At 64.2% G+C, this 20,973-nt stretch carries 19 protein-coding genes; 3 read left to right on the top strand and 16 right to left on the bottom strand.

What is annotated here, in order from left to right; genetic code table 11:
* Positions 1-30: 30 nt before the first annotated feature.
* Genes ACCD07_RS28540 through ACCD07_RS28500 form a run of 9 tightly spaced genes read right to left on the bottom strand, consistent with a single transcriptional unit; the run spans position 31 to position 8,891 of the window.
* Positions 31-1,470, bottom strand: coding sequence for an NAD-dependent succinate-semialdehyde dehydrogenase (locus tag ACCD07_RS28540; RefSeq protein WP_413449299.1), 1,440 nt, complete (start codon positions 1,468-1,470; stop codon positions 31-33).
* On the bottom strand, positions 1,467-1,802 hold the full coding sequence (locus ACCD07_RS28535) for an NIPSNAP family protein (RefSeq protein WP_353403124.1): 336 nt from the start codon (positions 1,800-1,802) through the stop codon (positions 1,467-1,469). Before ACCD07_RS28535 ends, ACCD07_RS28540 begins: the two co-directional genes overlap by 4 nt.
* On the bottom strand, positions 1,757-3,421 hold the full coding sequence (locus ACCD07_RS28530; protein WP_413449298.1) for a bifunctional 3-(3-hydroxy-phenyl)propionate/3-hydroxycinnamic acid hydroxylase: 1,665 nt from the start codon (positions 3,419-3,421) through the stop codon (positions 1,757-1,759). The genes ACCD07_RS28535 and ACCD07_RS28530 overlap by 46 nt, the downstream gene beginning before the upstream one ends.
* A complete protein-coding gene (locus ACCD07_RS28525; protein ID WP_413449297.1) occupies positions 3,418-4,266 on the bottom strand; it encodes an alpha/beta fold hydrolase in 849 nt (282 codons plus the stop codon). Before ACCD07_RS28525 ends, ACCD07_RS28530 begins: the two co-directional genes overlap by 4 nt.
* A gap of 22 nt (positions 4,267-4,288) precedes the next feature.
* On the bottom strand, positions 4,289-4,894 hold the full coding sequence (locus ACCD07_RS28520) for an amino acid synthesis family protein (protein ID WP_413449296.1): 606 nt from the start codon (positions 4,892-4,894) through the stop codon (positions 4,289-4,291).
* A gap of 30 nt (positions 4,895-4,924) precedes the next feature.
* Entirely contained in the window at positions 4,925-5,416 is a 492-nt protein-coding gene (locus ACCD07_RS28515; protein ID WP_353403120.1) for a VOC family protein, read from the bottom strand.
* A gap of 13 nt (positions 5,417-5,429) precedes the next feature.
* The gene (locus tag ACCD07_RS28510; RefSeq protein WP_413449295.1) at positions 5,430-6,464 is read right to left on the bottom strand and encodes a WD40/YVTN/BNR-like repeat-containing protein; all 1,035 of its coding nucleotides are present in this window, start codon (positions 6,462-6,464) and stop codon (positions 5,430-5,432) included.
* A gap of 14 nt (positions 6,465-6,478) precedes the next feature.
* Positions 6,479-7,282 (bottom strand): SDR family NAD(P)-dependent oxidoreductase, encoded by an 804-nt coding sequence (locus ACCD07_RS28505; RefSeq protein WP_353403118.1) that lies wholly within the window; start codon positions 7,280-7,282, stop codon positions 6,479-6,481.
* Positions 7,283-7,310: 28 nt separating this feature from the next.
* A complete protein-coding gene (locus tag ACCD07_RS28500; protein ID WP_413449294.1) occupies positions 7,311-8,891 on the bottom strand; it encodes an acetolactate synthase large subunit in 1,581 nt (526 codons plus the stop codon).
* A 387-nt stretch (positions 8,892-9,278) separates the two neighbouring features.
* Between ACCD07_RS28500 and ACCD07_RS28495 the strand changes: the two genes are divergently transcribed.
* Positions 9,279-10,244, top strand: coding sequence for a helix-turn-helix domain-containing protein (locus tag ACCD07_RS28495; protein ID WP_353403116.1), 966 nt, complete (start codon positions 9,279-9,281; stop codon positions 10,242-10,244).
* Between the two features lie 60 nt (positions 10,245-10,304).
* On the opposite strand, the gene ACCD07_RS28490 is transcribed toward ACCD07_RS28495, so the two are convergent.
* From ACCD07_RS28490 to ACCD07_RS28465, 6 genes are all read right to left on the bottom strand, one after another.
* The gene (locus tag ACCD07_RS28490; protein WP_413449293.1) at positions 10,305-11,627 is read right to left on the bottom strand and encodes an aspartate aminotransferase family protein; all 1,323 of its coding nucleotides are present in this window, start codon (positions 11,625-11,627) and stop codon (positions 10,305-10,307) included.
* A 151-nt stretch (positions 11,628-11,778) separates the two neighbouring features.
* Positions 11,779-12,525, bottom strand: coding sequence for a LuxR C-terminal-related transcriptional regulator (locus ACCD07_RS28485; RefSeq protein WP_413449292.1), 747 nt, complete (start codon positions 12,523-12,525; stop codon positions 11,779-11,781).
* Between the two features lie 63 nt (positions 12,526-12,588).
* Positions 12,589-12,909 carry a 2Fe-2S iron-sulfur cluster-binding protein gene (locus ACCD07_RS28480; RefSeq protein WP_413449291.1) on the bottom strand — a complete coding sequence of 107 codons (321 nt, stop codon included), beginning with the start codon at positions 12,907-12,909 and terminating at the stop codon, positions 12,589-12,591.
* Positions 12,906-14,123 (bottom strand): NAD(P)/FAD-dependent oxidoreductase, encoded by a 1,218-nt coding sequence (locus ACCD07_RS28475; RefSeq protein WP_413449290.1) that lies wholly within the window; start codon positions 14,121-14,123, stop codon positions 12,906-12,908. The genes ACCD07_RS28480 and ACCD07_RS28475 overlap by 4 nt, the downstream gene beginning before the upstream one ends.
* 5 nt (positions 14,124-14,128) lie before the next feature.
* Entirely contained in the window at positions 14,129-16,117 is a 1,989-nt protein-coding gene (locus ACCD07_RS28470) for a cytochrome P450 (protein WP_413449289.1), read from the bottom strand.
* 3 nt (positions 16,118-16,120) lie between these two features.
* A complete protein-coding gene (locus ACCD07_RS28465; protein ID WP_413449288.1) occupies positions 16,121-17,425 on the bottom strand; it encodes a hypothetical protein in 1,305 nt (434 codons plus the stop codon).
* A gap of 275 nt (positions 17,426-17,700) precedes the next feature.
* On the opposite strand from ACCD07_RS28465, the gene ACCD07_RS28460 reads away from it, so the two are divergent.
* Together ACCD07_RS28460 and ACCD07_RS28455 are read left to right on the top strand one after the other, a co-directional pair.
* Positions 17,701-19,434 carry an amidohydrolase gene (locus tag ACCD07_RS28460; RefSeq protein WP_413449287.1) on the top strand — a complete coding sequence of 578 codons (1,734 nt, stop codon included), beginning with the start codon at positions 17,701-17,703 and terminating at the stop codon, positions 19,432-19,434.
* A gap of 31 nt (positions 19,435-19,465) precedes the next feature.
* Positions 19,466-20,401, top strand: coding sequence for a transporter (locus ACCD07_RS28455; RefSeq protein ID WP_413449286.1), 936 nt, complete (start codon positions 19,466-19,468; stop codon positions 20,399-20,401).
* A 19-nt stretch (positions 20,402-20,420) separates the two neighbouring features.
* On the opposite strand, the gene ACCD07_RS28450 is transcribed toward ACCD07_RS28455, so the two are convergent.
* A partial coding sequence (locus tag ACCD07_RS28450) for a helix-turn-helix transcriptional regulator (RefSeq protein ID WP_413449285.1) occupies positions 20,421-20,973 on the bottom strand: 553 nt, incomplete at its 5' end.

Here is a 20,973-nt window from a genome sequence, read left to right as displayed (position 1 = left end):
CGCGTCACTCCAAATAGAAATTCATAGGTGTCAGTTCATCTGCGTCACAAGTTTTGTCACCAGATAACCGTCAAACGACTCGCTGCCGCCTTCGCTGCCGTAGCCGCTGTCCTTGATGCCGCCGAACGGCAGTTCCGACGGCCCCGCGCCGAAATGATTGATGTTGACCATGCCCGCTTGCAAGCCGGTGGCAAGCAGGTGGGCACTGCGCGAAGACTCCGTGAAAGCGTAGGAAGACAGGCCGAACGGCAGGCTGTTGGCTTGCGCGATCGCCTGCTCCAGCTCGTCAAAACGCACGATGCCCGCGATCGGCCCGAACGGCTCGTCGGTCATCAGGCGGCTGCCGGCATCCGGTTCGAGCACCACCGTGGGTGCGAAGTAGTTGCCGCGTTCGCCGATACGCCCTCCCCCGCAGGCGATTTCCGCGCCGCGCGCGCGCGCATCGTCGACGAAGGCCTGCATCTCCGTCACGCGCCGTTCGTGCGCCAGCGGGCCCATGGTGGTGGCAGGGTCGATGCCGGGACCGACCCGGATCTCGCCGGTGCGCTCAAGAAAGCGCGCAACGAAGCGCTCGTAGACCGAGCGGTGAACGAAGAAACGTGTCGGCGAGACGCAGACTTGTCCCGCGTTGCGAAACTTGTACGGTGCCAGCAGATCGGCCGCCCGGTCCACGTCGGCGTCCTGGCAGACGATCACCGGCGCATGGCCGCCGAGCTCCATGGTCATGCGCTTCATGTTCAGGCCGGCCAGCGCGGCCAGCTGTTTACCTACCGGCACCGAGCCGGTGAATGAAATCTTGCGAACGATGGGCGACTCGATCAGATAGCGCGACACTTCATGCGGTACGCCCCAGATGATGTTCAGGCAACCGGCCGGCAGCCCCGCATCGTGGAACAATTGCGCCAGCGCCATGACCGCACTGGGCGACTCTTCCGGCCCCTTCAGAATGATGGTGCAGCCGCTCGCCAGGGCGGCGGCCACCTTTTTCATCGCCTGATTGAAGGGGAAATTCCATGGCGAAAACGCGGCGCACACGCCGATCGGCTCGCGCAGCACCATCTGCCGGACGTTCGGTGTGCGTGCAGGCACCACCCGTCCGTAGATGCGGCGGCCCTCTTCCGCGTGCCATTCCGCCACCTCGGCGCTGGCGGCCACCTCGCCGACCGCTTGCGCCAGCGGTTTTCCCTGGTCGAGCGTGATCTGGCGTCCGATCTGATCGGCCCTTTCGCGGGTCAGCGCGGCGACGCGCCGCAAGATCTCGGAACGCCGCAACGGCGACTCCAGACGCCAGCCGGCGAACGCGCGCTCCGCGGACGCGAGCGCGCAGTCGAGATCGGCCTGCGTGGCGTGTGGCAGGGTACCGAGGACTTCGCCGCTGGCCGGGTCGAACACCGGCTGCGTGCGCCGGCCGTCGTCGCCGATGAAGGCGCCGTCGATGTAAAAGCTCAACTTGTCGTAACGTTCGCTCATGCCATCCTCCCGGCGGTGCCAAGCTGCGTCGGCGTGAGCGCATGCCTGAGCAGCTGGTTTTCCTGCTTGAGCAAAAGATGGCGCACTTTCCCGCGGAACTCCTTGAAGCCGGCGTCGGCCAGCAGGCCGGCCCGGCGGCGCGAGCGCTCGTCCAGCGTATCGAACGGCCACAGATAGACCAGTTGATTGAGATCGCCGAACTCGCGGGTGAAACAGCCGATCGCCGGTCCGAGGTGGCCTTCCTGGATCGCGCGGCCGCACTCTTCGTACAGCCTCAGATATTCGGCTACGCCGCCAGGGACGAGGGAATAGACGCGTTGTTCGATGTACATGATGTCTCCTTGATTGGGGCCGCGAAGCGACGGAATTCCTGCGTAACGGACGCCATGCCGTCCTGACTCGTGTGCGCCGCGATATACCGGTCCGGACGCAACACGACAATCGCACCCGGGTTCGCCTCGAACCAGTTGGCGAGATAGTTGTCGACGTCCTCGACACATGCGCTGCCGTGGCTGGAGTCCACCCGGCTTTCGCGCGATTGCCCGCTGCGCGAACGCGTCACGTGGATGAAGCTGGCGCCCAGCGTGTGCCAGAACTCCCCGTCGGCCGGGCTCAGCGCTGCTTGAGGATCGACCTGCCAGCCGACGATGGCAAACCAGGGGCCAAGCGCGTCATCGAGCTTGCGCCGGCGGCCGGCGGCATCTTCCACGTCGGGTTGTATGAACATGCGTCCGACCATCGGGTACCCGTCCGAAGGCACCACCACGCCTTTCCGATAGATGGGCATGGGCTTGAAGCGCATCTGCAGCACATAGTTCCTTATGCCGGGAAAGAAATGCATCGAGCTGAAGAACAAATCGCGGACCCACGCCTTGAGGCGGTTGGTCGGCATCAGCAGGGCGCCGAAGGTGTCGGCCAGATCGACCATGGCTTTTGCGTGGTCGTGGCGCTCGCTGTCGTAGGTCTGCAGCACGTCCGGATGCAGCGTGCCGCGCACGATGCCGGCCAGCTTCCAGGCCAGGTTGCCGGCGTCGCGCAAGCCGGCGTTCATGCCCTGCCCGATCCAGGGCTGGCTCAAATGCGCGGCATCGCCGATCAGCGCGACGCGGCCGATCACGAGCCGCTCCGCGACGCGCGAATGGTGGAGGTAAGTGCGCGCATTGACGATCTCGACGGCGTCCGGATCGCGCACGTACGGTGCGATCAGGCGACGCAGCGTGTCCGGCTGAATCATCACGTCGGGATTCTCGTCGGGAAAGAGCATGAACTCCCAGCGCCGGAAATTGTAGGGCAGGTAAATGCACACGTTCGGACGTCTTGGGTCGCAATTGAGCGCCGTGTACGGCGCATCGACCGGCGCGTTCCTGACGTCCATGACCACCCATTTCCGCGGCAGGGTCTTGCCGACCAGGGCGACACCAAGCTTCTCCCGCATGGTGCTGCGTCCGCCGTCCGCCGCGACGCAATAATCGGCCTGCATCGTGTACTCGACGCCGTCCTCGCGGCGGATCTTCAACCTTACCCCGCCAGAGTCCTGGTCCACTTCAACCACCTCTTCGCCCAGCCGCAGCTGCACCTGCGGGTAGCGCTCCAGGCCGTGTCGCAGCGTACGTTCCGCCATTTGCTGCATGAAGATGTTGCGGCGCCACCAGCCGAACTCGCGGGTCGATGGCCGGATATCGGCAAAACAGGTGCCCTTGGCATCGAACATGCGCATCGGCACATTCTGAATGACGTCCGCGACGATCGCGTCGGCCAGTCCGGCCGCCTGGAAAATACGCAACGCTTCGTCATCCATGCCGACCGCGCGCGGGTAGGGAAGAATTTCCTTGCTGCGTTCGATGACTACGGTATCGATGCCGTAGACGCCCAGCAGATTCGCCAGGGTCACGCCATTCGGCCCCGCACCGACGATGACAACCGCGTGGCGCGATGGTTCAGGATGGTTCATGTTCTCAGTCCATCAAGGAAGGGATGCAGGGACGACATGAATGCCGGCAGATTGTCATCGTGCACATAGTGACTCGCCCCCGGAATATCGACGCAGCTGATCAGAGGATTGCGATCCGTCATCGCCCGGGCGGTTTGCGCGGACAGGAAATCGGAATTTTCCCCGCGCAGCACCAGCGTCGGCGCGCGCACCGCTTCCACGTGCGGCCACAGGTCAACGAGCTGCTCCGCCGTCGCGTTCAGCCGCGCCGATGCGATGCCTTGCGCATCGTGCTTCCAGACGATGGCGCCGTCGGCCGACTCATGAAGCGAGAACCTGACGCGCGAGAGCAAAGCCTGTTCGGATATATTCGGCCGCTGACGGCGCCAGAAGGCCGTGGCGGCGTCCCAGCTGGCAAAGCTCGAGGGCGTCGCCAGCAACTCCCGTTTGATCCGGGCGGCGCCGTCCGATCCCAGGGATGCGCCCGGCCCCATGTCCTCGATCACCATGCCCATCACGTTATCGGGATGGCGCGCCGCGTAGATGAATGCATTCGCGCCGCCCATCGAATGGCCAATCAGCACGAAGCGTCCCAGACCCAGTTGGCGTACCAGCGCCTCGATATCCCCCACATAGGCTTGCGCGAAATAATTGTGCCCGGGATCCCAGTCGCTCTCCCCTCTTCCGCGCTGGTCCAGCGCGATAACGCGCCATCGATCGGCCAGCGGCAGCGCCACCGGCTCCCACGTGTGGGCGTAGCTGCGCAAGCCGTGCAGCATGATGATGACAGGGGCGTCAGGCCGGCCCCATTCCACGTAGCGCAGGCGCAGATTGTCATGGTGCACCCATCCTTCGGTTGTAGTCATGATGGTGTCCATTGTTTTCCCTCTAGACCAGGCCGTCTTCGCCTTTGGCTTCGCTCTTCTGGATGCCGCCCAGCCGCGCATGCAGGCGGCCGCGGGTGGCGAACGCCCAGGCGACGATGACTTCATCGCGATTCGGCGCGTCGGCAAATTGCACGGTCACCGTGTCGTAGTGCGAGCGCACGTACAGCGCATCCTTGTAGGCCAGCGGAATATCCAGGGTGGTTCCCGGCACGCCACGCTTGCCGCTCGATGGCACCCATGCCTTGCCACCGCCAATTGCCTCGCGAATCGGATTGGCGGCCGGGTTGGTCAGCAGCGCGTTGCCGTGCTCGTATTCCCCATCGATGCCCACCAGGATCGCTTTGCCGTAACTCTCGACCGGTGTATCGCCAACGATTTCCTTGATGCGCCGGCCGAACTCCTTGCCCAACTCGGGCGAGGCCTCGATCCACGCGGACAGATCCTGCACGTATTGGCCGGCGTACGGGTTGGCAATGGCCGCCGCGATGACGATCTTGCGCAGAGGCTCACCATCGGCCAGTTGGCCGGATTCGTTGGCGAGCGTGTCGTCGATCTGGGTGTACCATTTGCGGATGTGAAAACTGTGGAAATTCGAAGTTCTGGTCATGGCATTGCCTTCATTAATAAGCGTTGAATATCAGTCGTACAGCGGTTCGAATGCGATCGGATCGCTGGCGGCGTTATAGTCCTTCAACAGGCGCCGCCCTTCCTCGTCATCCACGGCGGTCTCGCAGAAGAACTCCAGCCGGTTTCCGTCCGGGTCCGTAAAGTAGACGCCGATGCCGATCTTGTGATCGGTGATCTTGACAATCGGCACCTTGCGCAGCAGCAGCATCCCGTACAGGCGGCGCAGCTCGGTCAGATCGCCGTCGATCTCCAGCCCGTAGTGCTGCAGGCCGATCGTGCCCATCTCGGCGTCGTTGCTCGCCTTCAGGAGGGCGATGTCGTGGTGCTTCTGTCCGAACGACATGAAGACCCAGTTCGGGCTGCGGGCGGCTTCCTTCATCCCCAGCACTTCGGCGTACCAGCGGGACGAGGCGTCCGGGTCGCGCACGAACAAGGCAAGATGGGTGCGCTTGATGCGCGGCACCGGCAGCGGCGGCGGTTGTGCAATGTGAGATATGTTCATGTCTGTATCTCCGTCAATGGGTGGATTGGGCATGCGCGACCAGCGGCGCCGTGAACGGCGTCCAGGTGACGGCGGTAATTTCGCTGAACTCACGCCATTCCTTCTGCCAGCTCACGCCACCGTCGTTCGATCGGAACAGCCTGCCGTACTTGGTGCCGGCAAACAGCAACGTGGGATCGGCGGCATGCGTCCCGAGTGCCCAGAACGTCGAATTGGGCGTCTCCGCCAGTTCGGATTGCACCCATGTTTGCGCGCCATCGTCGGAACGGTACAAACGGCTCACATGTCCCGGCGTACCGTCGCCCATGGCGAGTACCAGGGAGTTGTCCGCCCCGGCCGGCGACATCACGGTGCGCGTGTAGTACAGACCGTCGAACTGCTGGCTTGAGAGCTTGCCGGACCAGGTCTGGCCGTCGTCGGTGCTGCGATAGATCGCGTTGACGGTCAGGACCAGGGTGGTCTTCTTGTCAGTCAATGTCCTGGGCAGGATGGTGATCGCGTGAATGTCCGAATTGCGTATCGTGCCGCCAGGGCTATCGACGCGCGTCCAGCTCTGGCCGCCATCGGCGCTGCGCCACGCCCCGCCCTCTTCGACACCAAACCAGACCTGGCGGCTGTCGTCCGGGTCGACGCAGATGGTCAGCATGCGCGGGCGATTCACACCGGAGCAAAACTCGGGAATCTCGGGCGGCAGGCGCAGCCAGGTTTCGCCGGCATCGACCGACTTGAAGATGGCCGAACGCGAAGGCGCGCCCGTGCCGGCATAGACCACGGCAGGATCATTGGGATCGACAGCGATCGACCAGACGGTCATGCCATTGATCGGACTGTCCACGCGGCGCCAGTGCGCGCCGCCGTCGTCGCTGATGCAAAAACCGCAATCGGCGCCGGCGTAGATCCGCTCGGGACGGCTGGGATCAACCGCGAGGGCGCGCACGACGCCGTCAAATTCAATGGGTTCGGTCAGGCCGAGACGGTGCCAGGTGGCGCCGGCATCGTTGCTGCGCAAGATACCCTGGCCAGCTGTGGCGACAAGTATGGTCGACATATTGAATACCTTCCTTATAAGAAAATGCCGCGGGTGAGTCCGCCGTCGGCACCGATCGACTCGCCCGTGATGCAGGCTGCGCGCGGTGAAGCCAGGAAGGCGACAATCGAGCCCATCTCTTCGACTTGCAGCACGCGGCGGATCGGCGTGGCCTTGGCGTAGTTGGCTTCCACTTGCGCCGCGGTCAGCCCTTGTTTGGCCGCCTCTTTTTCATACAGCTCGTGGATGTGGGGCGTTTCAACCACGCCTGGATGAATGATGTTGACCGTGATGCCGTCCGGGCCAAGCTGATCCGACAAGGTCTTGGTCATGTGGACGATGGCGATGTTGCGCATACCGGAAAGCTGTTTGCTGCCGCGTCCGGTGAGGCCGCCGATGTTGACGATGCGGCCCCATTGTTTGCGCTGCATGTAAGGGGCGGCCGCCTTGCAGCAGCGGAAATAGCCGACCACCTTGATGTTGATGTCCTGCAGCAGCCCTTCAGGATCGGCCTCGGAGAGTTCCGAGCGCACCAGGCCGCCCGGGTGGGCCGCGCCGTTGACCAGAATGTCGAGGCTGCCAAAGGCTGCGACGGTCTTGGCCATCGCGGCCTCGATCGACGCCATGTCCGTGGTATCGACCACCACCGGCAGGACGCGGCCGCCCTGGTCGCCGAGCGCGGCCCGGATTTCCGCCGCGGCCTCTTCCAATTGCGGCATGCGGCGCGCGGCGATCGCCACATCGACGCCTTCGCGCGCCAGTTCCAGCGCGACCGCCTTGCCGATGCCCATGCTGCCGCCCGTGATAAAGGCGACTTTTCCGTTCAGTTCGAGGTTCATAGTTGTGCTTTCAATCGTGACTAAATAATTAGGGCAGGCACATCTCGATGAGATAGGGGCTGCCGTCGTTGATGTCCGCTGCAATGGCCAGCGCGTCGCGCAGTTGAGCGACGGTTGCAACGCGTTGGGCGGCGACGCCGTAACCCTTGGCCAGCGCCAGCCAGTCGAACGCCGGATCGTCCAGCACGGTCAGGCGTTGCGCCTGGGGGCCGATTTCCGCCAGGTCCATGCGGTCGAGTTCGGTCTGCAAAATGCCATAGCGCTTGTTCGACGTGATCAGCATGACCACCGGCAAACGCTCGCGCGCCATGGTCCACAAGGACTGGATCGTGTATTGCGCGCTGCCGTCCGACTGCAGGGCATACACGCGGCGATCCGGGCAGGCGATCGCCGCGCCCAGCGCGACCGGCAAGCCCTGGCCGATGGCGCCGCCGGTATTGGTGAGCAAGGTGTGTCGTTTGGCGGCGGCCGAGGCGGTGACAAAGGGATAGCCGCAGGTCCCGCCCTCGATTGAAACGATGGCGTTGTCGGGCAGCGCATTCGACAGCGTGCGGCCGACGGCCGCCGGCGTCAGCGGGCCATCTTCAAGCGCGTAGCGGCTGGAGGCGACACCGGCAATGGTGCGCGGCGCGTCGAGCAAGTCGGCCAGCGCCTCGAGCGCCAGGTGCCCCGCCTCGCCGGGCGCCGCCAGCGTGATGAGAGCGTCCCGGGGAGCGAGCTCGCTGGGCAGTCCTTCGTAGCCGAAGTACGCCACTGGCGCGATCGCGCCGGCCAGGATGACGGTGGCGCCATCGAGCGCGGCAATGGCCACTTCCGGGAAATACGGCAGGCGGTCGATATCGGGCAGACCGCCGCCCCGCTCGCTGCGGGCCGGGAAGGTCTCGCTGAAGAGACGGGCTCCGGTCGCCGCCGCGATGCGGCCGGCGGCGATCTGGCCCCGGGCGCTCAACGCGTCCGCGCCGCCGAGCAGGAGCACTGCCTTGCCGCCGCCACGGAGCGTGCGATGGGCCTGCGCCACCAGATCGGCAGAGAACGTGGGCTCGGGACGGGAAACCGGGGCGCGCGTCGTCTGCGCGGGCGCCGCGATTTGCTGGAAATCGACCGGCACAACCAGCGTCGACACCAGGCCAGGACTGGCGTGCGCCGCGCCGATGGCGTCGGCCGTATCTTGCCGCAGGTCGGCGGCCGACGCCACGCTGCGGTACCAGCCTGAAACGGGCCGCGCCAGCGATTCGATATCCGAAGTCAGCGGCGCATCGTACTGCAGATGCCAACTCGCATGATCGCCGATGATATTGACGATCGGCGTGCGCGCCCGACGGGCGTTGTGCAGATTGGCCAGGCCGTTGGCCAGGCCCGGGCCGAGGTGCAGCAGCGTGGCCGCCGGCTTGCCAGCCATGCGGCCGTAGCCGTCGGCGGCGCCGGTGCACACGCCCTCAAACAGTCCGAGCACGGCCCGGACGCCGACGCCTTCATCGTCGAATGCGGCAACGAACGGCATTTCCGTTGTTCCCGGGTTGGCGAAACATACATCGACGCCCGCCATGCTGCAGGCACGAAGTACGACTGACGCGCCGCTCGGCGCTGGATTGGGTGTTGGAGTATTCATGTTTTAAAGAGTAATCCCACAATACGGGACTGTCAATCGATATTTCCGACCATTTTTGTTTTGAAATTCCATGAGCCAGCGCAAGGAACGTGCGCCAGCTGGGATGAAATTGTTGTATTTGCGCTTAAAACGCCATTTCATTTCAATAATCCCGCCACCAAGCGTGGCTTTCTCTCGAAAAGCATGTGACATCGAGTCCCGCAATGTGGTACTTTAAAATCATTCATGCAATGGACGATATTTGCTCTACATCAAGTCGAATGGGCGTACGATGAACTAAGCATCCCGTTGATTGCAGGCATGAAATTCGCTTGGATAGGCGGACGGCCGCAACGTCGATTGCCCGCTGCAGGACACCCACTTTGTGAACAGACCGGTGAGGACGCTATGAACGCAACAATGGATCGCTTTCGGGACGTGCATCTCCACGCCGCCTCCGTAAACGAGTGGAATCAGACCTACAACCAGATAACACCGGGGTGCCTGCAGAGTTCACTGGTGCAGATTTCTACCGGCCACCTCCATGTTTTTCGCGAATACATGAATCAGCGTGTGGTCCAGCACGGCCAGGCGCCGCGCGGAAAATTGTGTTTCGCCGTCCCCACCGCCATGCCCGGAACCGCCCGCATGCAGGGGCGCAAGGCGTCCGACAACAGTGTCTTCGTGCTCCAAAGTGGTGAAGAATTCATGTTCCACATGCCGATGGACACGGACATGCTGGCCATCACGCTTGAATATGAGGTATTCGAGAACTTATTGTCCGCGTCGATGTCGCCCAGCAGCCTGGATGCGCTGCTGAAGCAGCCCGTGATCGAGGTCCCCGAGGATAGGCTCAACGAGGTCCGAACCAAGCTGCTCGCACTGTTCTCGCACGCGGCGGCCAATCCGCACCTGATCGGGACACCCGCGGCGGAAAAGATGCTTGAGCACTCGATCATCAGCGCCCTGCTGGACCTGATCAATGACCCGGAGTGCGACAAGAACCAACGCCTGAGCAGTTCCACGCAAAGCTTTATCGTTGACAAGTGCCACCACATTGCGATGTCGAGCGGCGACATGCCGGTCACTATTCTCGATCTCTGCGAACGCCTGCATACCAGCCCGCGGACGATCCAGAACAGCTTCAACGCGGTGACCCAGACCTCGCCGCTCGACTACCTGCGCTCCATCAGACTGAACGCGGTGCGCAGGCTGCTGGTGTCAACCAGCGCGATCGAGCTAGGCATCGGACAGGCCGCCGCGAACTGGGGCTTCTTCCACCTGAGCCACTTCGCGACCTGCTACAAGGGTTTGTTTGGCGAGCTGCCGTCGCAAACGCCGCGCGCGCGCGCCGCCATCCAGTCCTCTTTGTAAGGCTGCAAACCGCCGCTCAACCATGCGGCGCAGCAGCGGGCATGGTCGAACGGCGGGCACTCAGAGCGCAGCCAGGCCTTCGCCGAAGACGTCCAGCGCCTTGAACAGCAGGGAGCGCGGTATCGTGAGCGACGGCATGACACGCATCACATTGGTGTAACGGCCGCACGGCACCATCAGCACGCCGTGGCTCAGGACGTAGCCCATCAGCTTACCCAGTTTCTCGCCGCTCAGCGGCTCCTTGGTGACCTTGTCTTCCACCAGCTCGATACCGATCATCAGGCCGCGGCCGCGCACTTCGCCCACGTACGGGCTGTTGAAGGCGCGGATATGCTGTTGTACTTCCAGGCCCAGCGTATGGGCGCGGTTGAGCAGATCCAGCTCGGGATCTTGCAGCAGGCTGATGTTGGTCAGGGCCACCGCCGCCGCCACCGAGTTGGCCGCGAACGTGTTGGGCACCGAGCCGTCGGGGATCTTGGCCGCCAGATCCGAGCGCATCGCCAGGCCGGCCATCGGGACGTCGCCGCCCATGCCCTTGCCGAAGGTCAGCATGTCAGGCTTCACGCCCGAATGTTCCACCGCCCACATCTTGCCGGTACGGCCGGCGCCCGACTGCACTTCGTCCACGATCAGCAGCGCGCCGCTGCGGTCGCAGGCCTTGCGCAGCAGGCGCAGGAATTCCGGCGACGGCGGCACGTAACCGCCTTCGCCCTGCACCGGCTCGACGATCACGGCGGCCACGTCATCGGCCGCCGTGTACGGAGTGTTCAGCAGATAGTCGATATACTCGCCGGCGATCGTCTCGGCGCTCTTGTGGGTGGTGTCGAACGGGAAGCGGTAGGCGTAGGGATAGGGAGCATGGATCACGCCGCCCATGAACGGACCGTAGCCCTTGCGGTAGGCGGTGCCGGTGGTCAGCGCGTTCGAGGCGTTCCACACGCCGTGGTAGGCGCCGTGGAAGGCGATGATCTGGTGCCGGCCGGTGACGCGCTTGGCGAACTTGACGGCCGCTTCCAGCGCATCGCTGCCGCTTTGCGTGAAGAAGGTGATGCAGTCGCCACGCAGGCCATCGGGCATGATTTCGGAGATCTTGGCGGCCAGTTCGGTGCGCTTGGAGCTGTTCACCTCCATCGCGTGCATCAGCACTTCCGACTGCGCGCGCATGGCCGCCACCACCTTCGGGTGGCAACGGCCAACGCTGCTCACGCCCACGCCGGCCGACAGGTCGATGAAGGTATTGCCGTCCGGGTCCTTGATCGTCACGCCGAAGGCGCGGTCCATGACCACCGGCATGCGACCGCCGCCACGTGCCATCGATTCCGTGCGGGCGGACAATGCGAGCGCCGCTGCCGCCTTGGGGCCGGGGAATTCGGCGGATATCATTTTCGGAGCATCTGGGAAATTCAGAGCTTCCAGTTCAATTTCAGTCATAAACGTACCTCGTCTGGGAATATATTCGGCGAATTGCTCGGTGCGCAGCGAACCCTGATCGGCAAGCATGATCAAAGTTTGTTTTGCACATGCCAATAGTGATTCAGATCCCGTCTGGCGCGTTAGCCCGAATCGGCAATGTGGGCGTGATCGCGAGGTCGACGCGTCCCAATTTTGCGATCAGCTCCGCATTCGAGCGCACGCCCATCTTGGTGTAGATGTTCTGGATATGGGTGCGCAGCGTGGGCAGGGAAATGGCAAGGTGCTTGCAAAGGACCTTGTTGCTGACCCCGGTGGCGGCGATCTCGACCACATCGATCTCCCTGGGGGTCAGGCGATACTCGGCCGACAGGCTGGCGCGATTGTGCACGCGGCTGGGCACGTAGATCGCGCCCAGGGCATATTCGATAAACGGCTGCACCTGGCGCAGGAGCGCGATTTCAGCGGCCGTGAATGGCTGATCCGCACGCTTTCTCACCAGCGTCAGTACCGCGACTATCCGGTCTTTTTGCCTGAGAAAGATATCGCAATTATGGAAATAGCCGTTCGGCTGGTAAAACCCCTTGAAAATCCCGGTTTCGCGCCACGCGGCGTCTTCCATGATCGTCGAGTTGGAAATGACGACGGTCCCGGTCTCCTCGAACCGGGACGGATGCATGGGATCGAGCGCCCAGAATGTTCTCGCATAGTCGTCGACCATTTGATCGAGCTGGCCGTCCGACGCGGTGTCCTGCTTGAGCTGCGCCCACGGGACGTAGATATAGAATCGGGTGCCGTCGGCCGGCAGCAGCCCGCTCACGAGAGCGAGCAACTCCCGTTTGAACTCGTCCGAAACATGCGAAATATCCATGAAGCCGCGTCCCTATCCTGGTTCAACCGGGCACAGTATGCACCGCCGTCGGCCGGCTCGTCCCTAATACTGGCTTTCCGGCAAGCGGACGGTCATGCCATCCATGTCGTTGGTCAACGTAATCTGGCAGGACAATCGACAGTTGGGCTTCTCGCCCGCAGCCGATTCCAGCATGGCATGTTCCATGTCGCTGGCGCGATTCAGGGTTGCCGCCCATTGCTCATCGACATAGCACATACAGGTCGCGCACGAACAAAAGCCGCCGCATTCCGCGACCACCCCGGCAATGCCATTGTCGACGGCCGCTTGCATCAGCGTGCTTCCAACCGCCGCCTCCACCACGCGCACCTGGTCGAGATGGTCAACGAAATTTACTTTAATCATGGCTTGGGAGACTCCAGGTTGAGAAGGTGACTGGGATTGAAAACTTGTTCTGATGCGATCATTTTTTTGCCCTGCATGAATTCCTTGGGTTGATTCACGCAATCGAGCGCGATGAGTTTGCCGGCCGCAAAATAGTAGACCGAGAAACTCCGGCCGGTCCTGTGATCGCCGCGCACCACCACTTGATCATGCCCCTGCGATAGTCCCGCCATCTGCAGCTTCACATCGTACTGGTCCGACCAGAACCAAGGCTGTGCCTGGTACGCCACCGGTTTTCCACACAACGTGGCGGCGGCGCATGCGGCCTGCCCCATCGCGTTGGGCACCGATTGCAAATGAATCATGCGTCCATATTTCACGCTGAAAAACTCGGTGCAGTCGCCGGCGGCCACAATGCGCGGGTCGCTGGTTTGGGCGAACTCATCGACCACGATGCCGTGGTTGGTCGTCAATCCGGCGGCCGCGGCCAGGTCGGTATGCGGGGTCACGCCGATGCCGACGATGACCAGGTCGGCGCGCAAGGTCTCCCCGCCCTCGCACACCACCGCTTCCACGTCGCGCTGGCCGAGCAGCGCATTGACGGTTCGGTTGCACAGAATCGTGACGCCCTCTTCGGCGTGTAGGCGTTCGTAGAAACCGGCGACGTCTGCGGTGGTGACGCGTTGCAGCAAGCGCGGCATCGCTTCGAGGACCGTCACCTGCATGCCCAGCTTGCTCAATACCGCCGCCGTTTCCAGGCCTATGTAGCCGCCGCCGATGATGACGGCGTTCCGCTTCGCGCCGGACGCGATGTGGGCCTTGATGCGTTCGAGGTCGGCGATGGTATGCAGATGGAACACGCCTTCGAGATCACTGCCAGGGACGCGAAGCCGGCGCACCTGCGCGCCCAGCGTCAGCGCCAGGTCGGTGTAGCGCAGCACCTCCCCGTTGGCCATATGGACTTGCCGTGATTGGCGCTCGATGCGTTCGGCGCGCACTCCCAGCTTCAATTGAATGTCGGCCGTTTCATATGCCTGCGCGCTTTTGATCAGCAGTTGATCGAAGCCCAGTTCGCCCGCCAGGTATCCCTTCGACAGCGGCGGCCGCTGATAGGGCGGGACGCTCTCCTGCGACACCATGGTGATCGCGCCCCGCCACCCTTGCTGCCGCAAGCTCGTGGCCAACTGGGCGCCGGCATGCCCGCCGCCAAGAATGATGCAGTGTTGTTTGTCCATGTCGGTCACCGGGCGGGGAGGAATCTGGCCGGCAGGCGTTTGATGCCGTGGATGTGATTGCTGCGCAGGCGGTCGACCGGGCCGGCGAGCTCGATAGCGGCGACGCGCTTTGCCATTTCCTCGAGCAAAATGCGCACCTGTAACTTGGCCACATGCGTCCCCAGGCAAAAGTGGGGGCCGCCTTTTCCAAAGGCCATGTGCTGGTTGGGCGTACGGTCGATGCGGAAGCGATGGGGCTGGTCGAAATGCGCGTCGTCGCGATTGCCGGACGCGAAATACATCGCCACCTTGTCGCCGGCGGCGATGTGGGCGCCGTACAGTTCGATATCGCGCACGGCGACCCGGCGCACGAAGTGGACCGAGCTGGCCCAGCGGAAGATCTCGTCGGCCGCCACGCGCGAGTCGATCCCGCCGTTTCTGAAATGTGCCCACTGGTCCGGAAAGTCCGCCAGGGCCTTGATGCCGTGAGAGATCGAGTGGCGCGTGGTTTCGTTCCCCGCCACCAGCAGCATCAGGAAGTAGTTGCAGAACTCATCATCCGTCAACTGTCGTCCGTCGTACGTGCCGTTGGCCAGCCGCGTCACGATGTCCGGCGCCGCATGCGCGCGCCGCGCCTCTGCCAGTTCGCGCCCGAGTTCAAACGCGGCCAGCGAAGCGGGATGGCCGAACGGCAGCAGGCGCCGTTTTTCGGGAGGGTAGGCGGCGGCGGCGGGATCGACGAAGTCAGGATCGTCGGAGCCGATCAGCAAGTCGCTCCAGCGTATCATGTCGTCGCGGCGCTCCTCCGGCACGCCCAACAGCCGGCACAGGGTGAATATGGGTAATTGTTTGGCCAATTCGCCCACCACATCGACCTCGGGCGAGTTCACGACTTCATCGACAAGCTGCTCCGCCGTCGCGCGCACGGAGGCTTCCAGGGCGGCGACCGCCTTGGGCATGAAGCCGGGCGCGGCGATCATCCGCATCTGCGGGTGTTGCGGAGGATCCATTTCCAACAGCGTTCGGCGTGCATCGTTCTGCTCGGCGTCAAAATCGTCGAGACTGATCACGCCATTGCGCGATGAAAACACTTCGACATTGCCGGACACGGCGACGATGTCGTCATAGCGCGTCACGGCCCAGAAGCCCTTGTGTCCGTCGGTCCGCTCGTTCCAGGCGACCGGCGCCTCCCGGCGCAAGCGCGAGAATTCTTCGGTGGGAACGGCTTGGTGCCAGATACCTGCATCGGAAAGGTCGATCCGCGTGAGCGGACGGGTAGAAACTGTTGCGGGCACGGCGGCACCTCGTAGTGAGCGGTGTTTAAGGAAGGCGATAATCCAGCTTGCAGCCAAAGGACCGTCGATCTCGCCCTGGAGACTGCGCACCGCCTGGTCGGTCAGTGCATCGCCTTGCTGGGCGCGCTGGGTCTCGTAGATGTCACGCGCCAACTTGGTCGTCATCTCGGGATGCGCCTGTATCGTCAAGACGTTGTCGCCTATGGTGCTGATGCCGATCGGACAAAATGCGTTACCGGCCAGCACCCGGCTTCCCGGCGCCGGAGCGGTCACCTGATCCTGATGCAGCGCGATGAGTCTGAACCCATCTGCCGCACGTGGCGCCCACGCCGGCGTATCCGTCAGCGCATACGTCTGGACGCCTATCCCCCAGCCATTGGCCGCTTTCTCGACAACGCCGCCAAGGGCGTCATGCAGCAGCTGGTGGCCGAAACAGATACCCACGACGGGGCGGTGCCGGACCGCCTGTACCAGGAAGCGCGCCAGCTGGTTCTGCCATGCGGGGCGCTCGGCAACGCCGCTGGGGCTGCCCGTGATCAACCACGCATCGCATTCGTCCGCCTGCGCGGGCAGCAGCCCCTGGTGCGCCTTGTAGACCCGAAAGGTGAGCGCCGGATCCGCGCGACGCAGGAAGGGAGGAAACGGATCCGCCATTTCGCCGTGCTCGTCGAGCCAGCCGCTTTGCGTCTGGCCGCATTCGATGATGCCGATCAAGGTCATGGCCTACCCCAATTCAAAGAAACGGCGGCGCTCGTCGATCAGCGACTTGCCGGCGAATTGCTTCAGCTGGGCTTCGCGCGTGGCGCTGTAGGTTTCCACGAAGCGGGCACCCAGCCACTCCTTGACACTGCTTGAATCGCGCAGCGCGGCGATGGCCGCCTGCATGTTCTTGTGCAACGGCGGGCCGTGGCGCGCATCCGGCAGGTAGCCGTTGCCCGTGGTTGGCGCCGTCGGCTCGAGCTCGGCCTCCATGCCGGCCAAGCCCGCCGCGATCGTCGCCGCCGCGGTCAGGTAGGGGTTGGAGTCGCCACATGGCAGGCGGTTTTCGACCCGGATCGAATTCGGACTCTGGCCGACCATCCGCAGGCAGGTCGTGCGGTTTTCGACGCCCCAGGTAAACGCCGGCGGCGCGAACGTGCCTTCGGCAAAACGCCGCCAGCTGTTGACCGTCGGGGCGAAGATCAGCATGAATTCCGGCAAATAGGTCTGCAGGCCGGCGATGAAATGGCGGAAGCGTTTTGACATCTGGTGGTCGGCGCCCTCCTCCCAGAAGCGGGCTTTGCCCTCCTTGTCCAGCAAGGAGATATGGATGTGGGCGGACTGGCTGTCGGCTTGCTCCGACCAACGGGGCATGAAGCTGATCGTCTGGCCGCGGCGCATGGCGAACGCGCGCAGGAAGTTCTTCAGCAGCACGGCCTGATCCGCGGCGGCCATCGCCGTGTTGGCCGCGATGCATGCCTCCATGAACCCGCCGCCGATTTCCTCATGCATCTTGGCCAGCTGGATATTGAGCGGCTCGCAGAAATCGGCGACGCCGTTGTAGAAGTCCGACTGCGCCGTCTGGTAGATCACCAGGTCGTGGCTGGCGTGCGCGGTGGCGGTGCGCAGATTGTCGTAACCCTTTTCCTTCAACGTCTCCGCGGTTTCATTGAACAGGGTGAATTCGAGTTCAAAGCCCAGCTTGGGAAAACAATTCATGGCCGCTGCGCGCGCCAGCACGCGCCGCAGCACGCTGCGCGGGCAATAGGCCTCGGCGTCGCCGGTGAATTCCGACAGGAACAAGCCCTGGTCGGTGTCGGCCTCCCACGGAATGTCGCGGCGGCTGCTCGCATCCACCCGCAGAAAACTGTCGTGGAAGTCGCCCGTGCCATCGGTGACGCCGGGCATGGTCAGGAAGACGTCGGTTGGATCCAGCGCCAACTGTGCCGGCGACATGCCCATACCGTTGGCCAGGATGCCGGGCAGCTCGCCGGCGGCCACTTTTTGTCCACGGAGTAAGCCGTTGGTGTCCACGACCGCAACGGTCACAAAGCGTTCTGCACTGGTTTTTGTCATGACTTTATAAAAATCTCTTGGGTTGGCTTGCGCGAAGTTGGATGGTTGCGAAGTGGTTTTTCGGTTCCAACGTTATCGACTGTATCGATGCCCATGACCCAAGTAAATCATCTGATCAGATGAGGCCAGCCGTTCGTCCAACGCTCACCCCCTATATGGGAGGTGACGCGGGTCCTCCCCCTCCCTAGACTGATTTTGGGCACAGGAAATACAAACGATATAAACAATATAAATAGGGGAATCCAGATATGCATGAAAGAAAGTACGCGGCGCAACGGCTGGCAGCCGGAATCGTCCTGGCGGCATTGCCGTGGCTGACATGGGCCGCCACGCCGGCCGATCTCATCGTACGCAGCGGCGCCATCTACACCATGCAAGAAAAAACGCCATGGGTCGAGTCCTTCGCGGTGCGCGACGGCCGCTTTGTCGCCAGCGGCAGCAACGCCGAAATCGCGCGCCTGGCCGGTCCGCAAACCCGCATCGTCGACGTGCGGGGCGCGATGGTCATGCCGGGCATTAACGACGCCCACATCCATCCGCTCGACGGCGGTTACGAAGATCTATTTTCCTGCAACTTCCCGCCGTCCGCCACGCTCGCGCAGGTGTTCGCGCGCGTGGCCGACTGCGCCGCCAAGGCCGAACCGGGCGACTGGGTCGTCGGGGCAGCCTGGAGCGCCAGCCTGCAGGCGGAAATCTCGTCGCCTGCCGCGCTGGCGGCGCTGGACCGGGCCAGCGCCGGCCATCCGGTGATCTTGCGCGACGACACCTTCCACAACCGCTGGGCCAACAGCGAAGCGCTGAAACGGGCCGGCATCTCCGCCGGCAGCGCCGATCCCGCCGGCGGCGTCATCGACAAGGACGCGGCCAGCGGCCTGCCTACCGGCCTGCTCAAGGAATTCCCCGCCTTCCTGGCGCTGGAACGGCAAATCCCGCCGCGCACCAGGGACCGCCAACTGGCCGCCGCCCGCGCCGCGCTGGCCACCTTGAACGGCGTCGGCATCACCGGCGTGCAGGACGCGTACACCACGGAGGGCATGCTCGGCGTCTGGAGCCAGATCGACCGCCATGAAGGCCTGAGCGTGCACATGGTGTCCACGCTGTCGTCCATGCCCGCCGCCGATCCCGCCGAGCGCACCGGCCTGGCGCTGGTGGCGGTGCGCGAGAACTATCGCGGCACCAACCTGCGGCCGGACTTCGTCAAGCTGTTCCTGGACGGCGTGCCGCCGGCCCGCACCTCCGACTTCCTGCAACCCTACCTGCCCGACGCCGAACACGGTGCGCATTTCCACGGCAAGAGCAACTACACGCTTGCGCAACTGGTGCAGCTGCTGACGCAACTGGACAAGCGCGGCATTGCGGTAAAAATGCACGCCACCGGCGACGGCTCTGTGCGCCTCGCGCTCGACGCCATCGAGGCGGTCCGCAAGCACAACGGCATGCCGGGGCAACGCCACCAGGTCGCCCACGTCAACTCCATCGCCGAGAGCGACATCGCGCGCTTCGCCCGGTTGAACGTGACCGCCGAAATTTCGCCGATGATCTGGTTCCCCTCCGGCCTGGGCATGGCCAGCGCCATGGCCATCGGCAAGGAGCGCGCCGATCATATGTATCCGGTCAAGAGCCTGTCGCGCTCCGGCGCGCTGGTGGCCGGCGGCTCGGACTGGCCGGTCGGCCAGGCCACGCCCAATCCCTGGGTGGGCATCGAAGGCCTGGTCACGCGCAAGAACCCGACGGACGGGATCCCGGGCGCGATGTGGCCCGAGCAGGCGGTCGACCTGGCCACGGCGCTGCGCATCTTCAGCATCAACAGCGCCGAGGCGATGGGGCTGGGCCGCCAGACCGGATCGATAGAAGCGGGCAAGTCAGCCGACTTCATCGTGCTCGACAGGAATCTGTTCAAGGTTCCCATCGAGCAGGTTCACAACGTGGAGGTCAAGCAGACCTTCTTCCACGGCCGCCAGGTTTTCCCTTCGCATGACTAAGTGCACCCTCCCCCATACAACAGGTACTCATATGATCCAGCACAAATATTTCCCAACACAACACAAGCACGCCATCCTTTGCGCGACCCTGCTGGGCCTGGCCTGGTCCGCTGCCGCGGTCGAGGGCGGCGCGCCCATCACCCCTTTCGGCGTGTCCGACTTCAGCGCCGCCATGTTGCCGCCGCCGTCGGCCGGGGCGACGGTGGGCCTGCGCGCCACGTCCTACCACGCCTCGCAATTGCGCGATGACGCGGGCAACCGCTCGCCCACCGCCATCGACCTGACCGTCAACACCCTCAGCGTAGCCGTGATCAAGACGACCAACACCACCATCCTGGGCGCAAAATACGGTTACATCGCGGTGCTGCCGGTGATGAACATGGACCTCGGCCTGGGCATTCCGACGCCGGCAGGACCACTCAACCTGTCGGGCAAGAAGACCACGCTCGGCGACATCTGCGTCATGCCGGTGATCCTGCAATGGGCCTCGGGCGGGCTGTTCCAGACCGCCACCCTGCAGGTGCAGGCGCCGACCGGCTCCTACGAGAAGAACCGCCTGGTCAACACCGGCTCCAATCACTGGACCTATTCGCCCACCTACGCCGTCAGCTACATCGGCGCAACAGGCTTCGAGGTCTCGTCGACCGCCCAGATCAATATCAACACCAGGAACCACGCCACCAACTACCGCTCGGGCAATGAGTGGCAGCATGAGTTCGCGCTCGGCCAGCATGTCGGCGCCTACACCATCGGGCTGGGCGGATATCGCTACCAGCAGCTCAGCGACGACGATGCCGGCGGCGTCCTCGCCAACCGCGCCCGCGTCACGGCGCTGGGGCCGACGCTCAACTTCTTCGCGCCTGGATCCGGCTTGCCGACCGTCTGGCTTCATGCGTACAAGGAGTTTGGCGCCAGAAACCGTTCTCAGGGCACCCAGATCGCATTGCGGGCCGCCCTCGCGTTCTAGCGCGGCACGACAGCGCCGCTCAGAACAGGGTGGCGCTGTCGAGCAGTTGGGCGGCCACGGACGACAACACCAGGCGCACCAGTTCCGCCTGGCGCGTGGCGCCGGTCTTGCCCAGTACCTGCTTGAGCTGTCCGCGCACGGTACCGAGCGAGACGCCGCGCCGGACCGCGTATTGTTCCAGGGAGTAGCCGGCCACCAGGCCGGCCACCAGGCACGCCTCGGCCGGCGTCAGCCCGAACAGGGTGGCGATGGCGGCCGCCGAAATCGGCGCACCGGCGCCGGCGCCCGTCACGGCCAGCAGCACCGACGTGGCGCCGCCGGGTGCGCGCGGCTCCAGACACAGCCCTTGCAGCGCAAGATGCAGGCAATCCGCTCCCTGGCCCAAGCTCAGGTAGCGGATGCCGCCGGTGCCGCCATCGGCAAGCTCGCTGAGGTCCCGGCGCAGGCGCGCGTCGGCGGCCGGGGGGGGGGGCCCCCCCCCCCCCCCCCCCCCCGGGCCCCCCCCGGGGCCCCCCCCCCCCGGGGGGGGGGGGGGGGGGGGGGGGGGGGCACCCCCCCCCCCCCCCCCCCCC

It is taken from the genome of Duganella sp. Dugasp56 (genome assembly GCF_047304105.1).
Taxonomy (GTDB): domain Bacteria; phylum Pseudomonadota; class Gammaproteobacteria; order Burkholderiales; family Burkholderiaceae_D; genus Rugamonas; species Rugamonas hordei.
The sequence above is the reverse complement of the archived record's forward strand: the minus strand, read 5'-3'. Positions and strand labels throughout refer to the sequence as shown.

Bases quoted from the DNA above. Each gene is read 5' to 3' on its own strand.
- ACCD07_RS28540 (WP_413449299.1), bottom strand. From the start codon at position 1,470: ATGAGCGAACGTTACGACAAGTTGAGCTTTTACATCGACGGCGCCTTC.
- ACCD07_RS28535 (WP_353403124.1), bottom strand. From the start codon at position 1,802: ATGTACATCGAACAACGCGTCTATTCCCTCGTCCCTGGCGGCGTAGCC.
- ACCD07_RS28530 (WP_413449298.1), bottom strand. From the start codon at position 3,421: ATGAACCATCCTGAACCATCGCGCCACGCGGTTGTCATCGTCGGTGCG.
- ACCD07_RS28525 (WP_413449297.1), bottom strand. From the start codon at position 4,266: ATGACTACAACCGAAGGATGGGTGCACCATGACAATCTGCGCCTGCGC.
- ACCD07_RS28520 (WP_413449296.1), bottom strand. From the start codon at position 4,894: ATGACCAGAACTTCGAATTTCCACAGTTTTCACATCCGCAAATGGTAC.
- ACCD07_RS28515 (WP_353403120.1), bottom strand. From the start codon at position 5,416: ATGAACATATCTCACATTGCACAACCGCCGCCGCTGCCGGTGCCGCGC.
- ACCD07_RS28510 (WP_413449295.1), bottom strand. From the start codon at position 6,464: ATGTCGACCATACTTGTCGCCACAGCTGGCCAGGGTATCTTGCGCAGC.
- ACCD07_RS28505 (WP_353403118.1), bottom strand. From the start codon at position 7,282: ATGAACCTCGAACTGAACGGAAAAGTCGCCTTTATCACGGGCGGCAGC.
- ACCD07_RS28500 (WP_413449294.1), bottom strand. From the start codon at position 8,891: ATGAATACTCCAACACCCAATCCAGCGCCGAGCGGCGCGTCAGTCGTA.
- ACCD07_RS28495 (WP_353403116.1), top strand. From the start codon at position 9,279: ATGAACGCAACAATGGATCGCTTTCGGGACGTGCATCTCCACGCCGCC.
- ACCD07_RS28490 (WP_413449293.1), bottom strand. From the start codon at position 11,627: ATGATATCCGCCGAATTCCCCGGCCCCAAGGCGGCAGCGGCGCTCGCA.
- ACCD07_RS28485 (WP_413449292.1), bottom strand. From the start codon at position 12,525: ATGGATATTTCGCATGTTTCGGACGAGTTCAAACGGGAGTTGCTCGCT.
- ACCD07_RS28480 (WP_413449291.1), bottom strand. From the start codon at position 12,909: ATGATTAAAGTAAATTTCGTTGACCATCTCGACCAGGTGCGCGTGGTG.
- ACCD07_RS28475 (WP_413449290.1), bottom strand. From the start codon at position 14,123: ATGGACAAACAACACTGCATCATTCTTGGCGGCGGGCATGCCGGCGCC.
- ACCD07_RS28470 (WP_413449289.1), bottom strand. From the start codon at position 16,117: ATGACCTTGATCGGCATCATCGAATGCGGCCAGACGCAAAGCGGCTGG.
- ACCD07_RS28460 (WP_413449287.1), top strand. From the start codon at position 17,701: ATGCATGAAAGAAAGTACGCGGCGCAACGGCTGGCAGCCGGAATCGTC.
- ACCD07_RS28455 (WP_413449286.1), top strand. From the start codon at position 19,466: ATGATCCAGCACAAATATTTCCCAACACAACACAAGCACGCCATCCTT.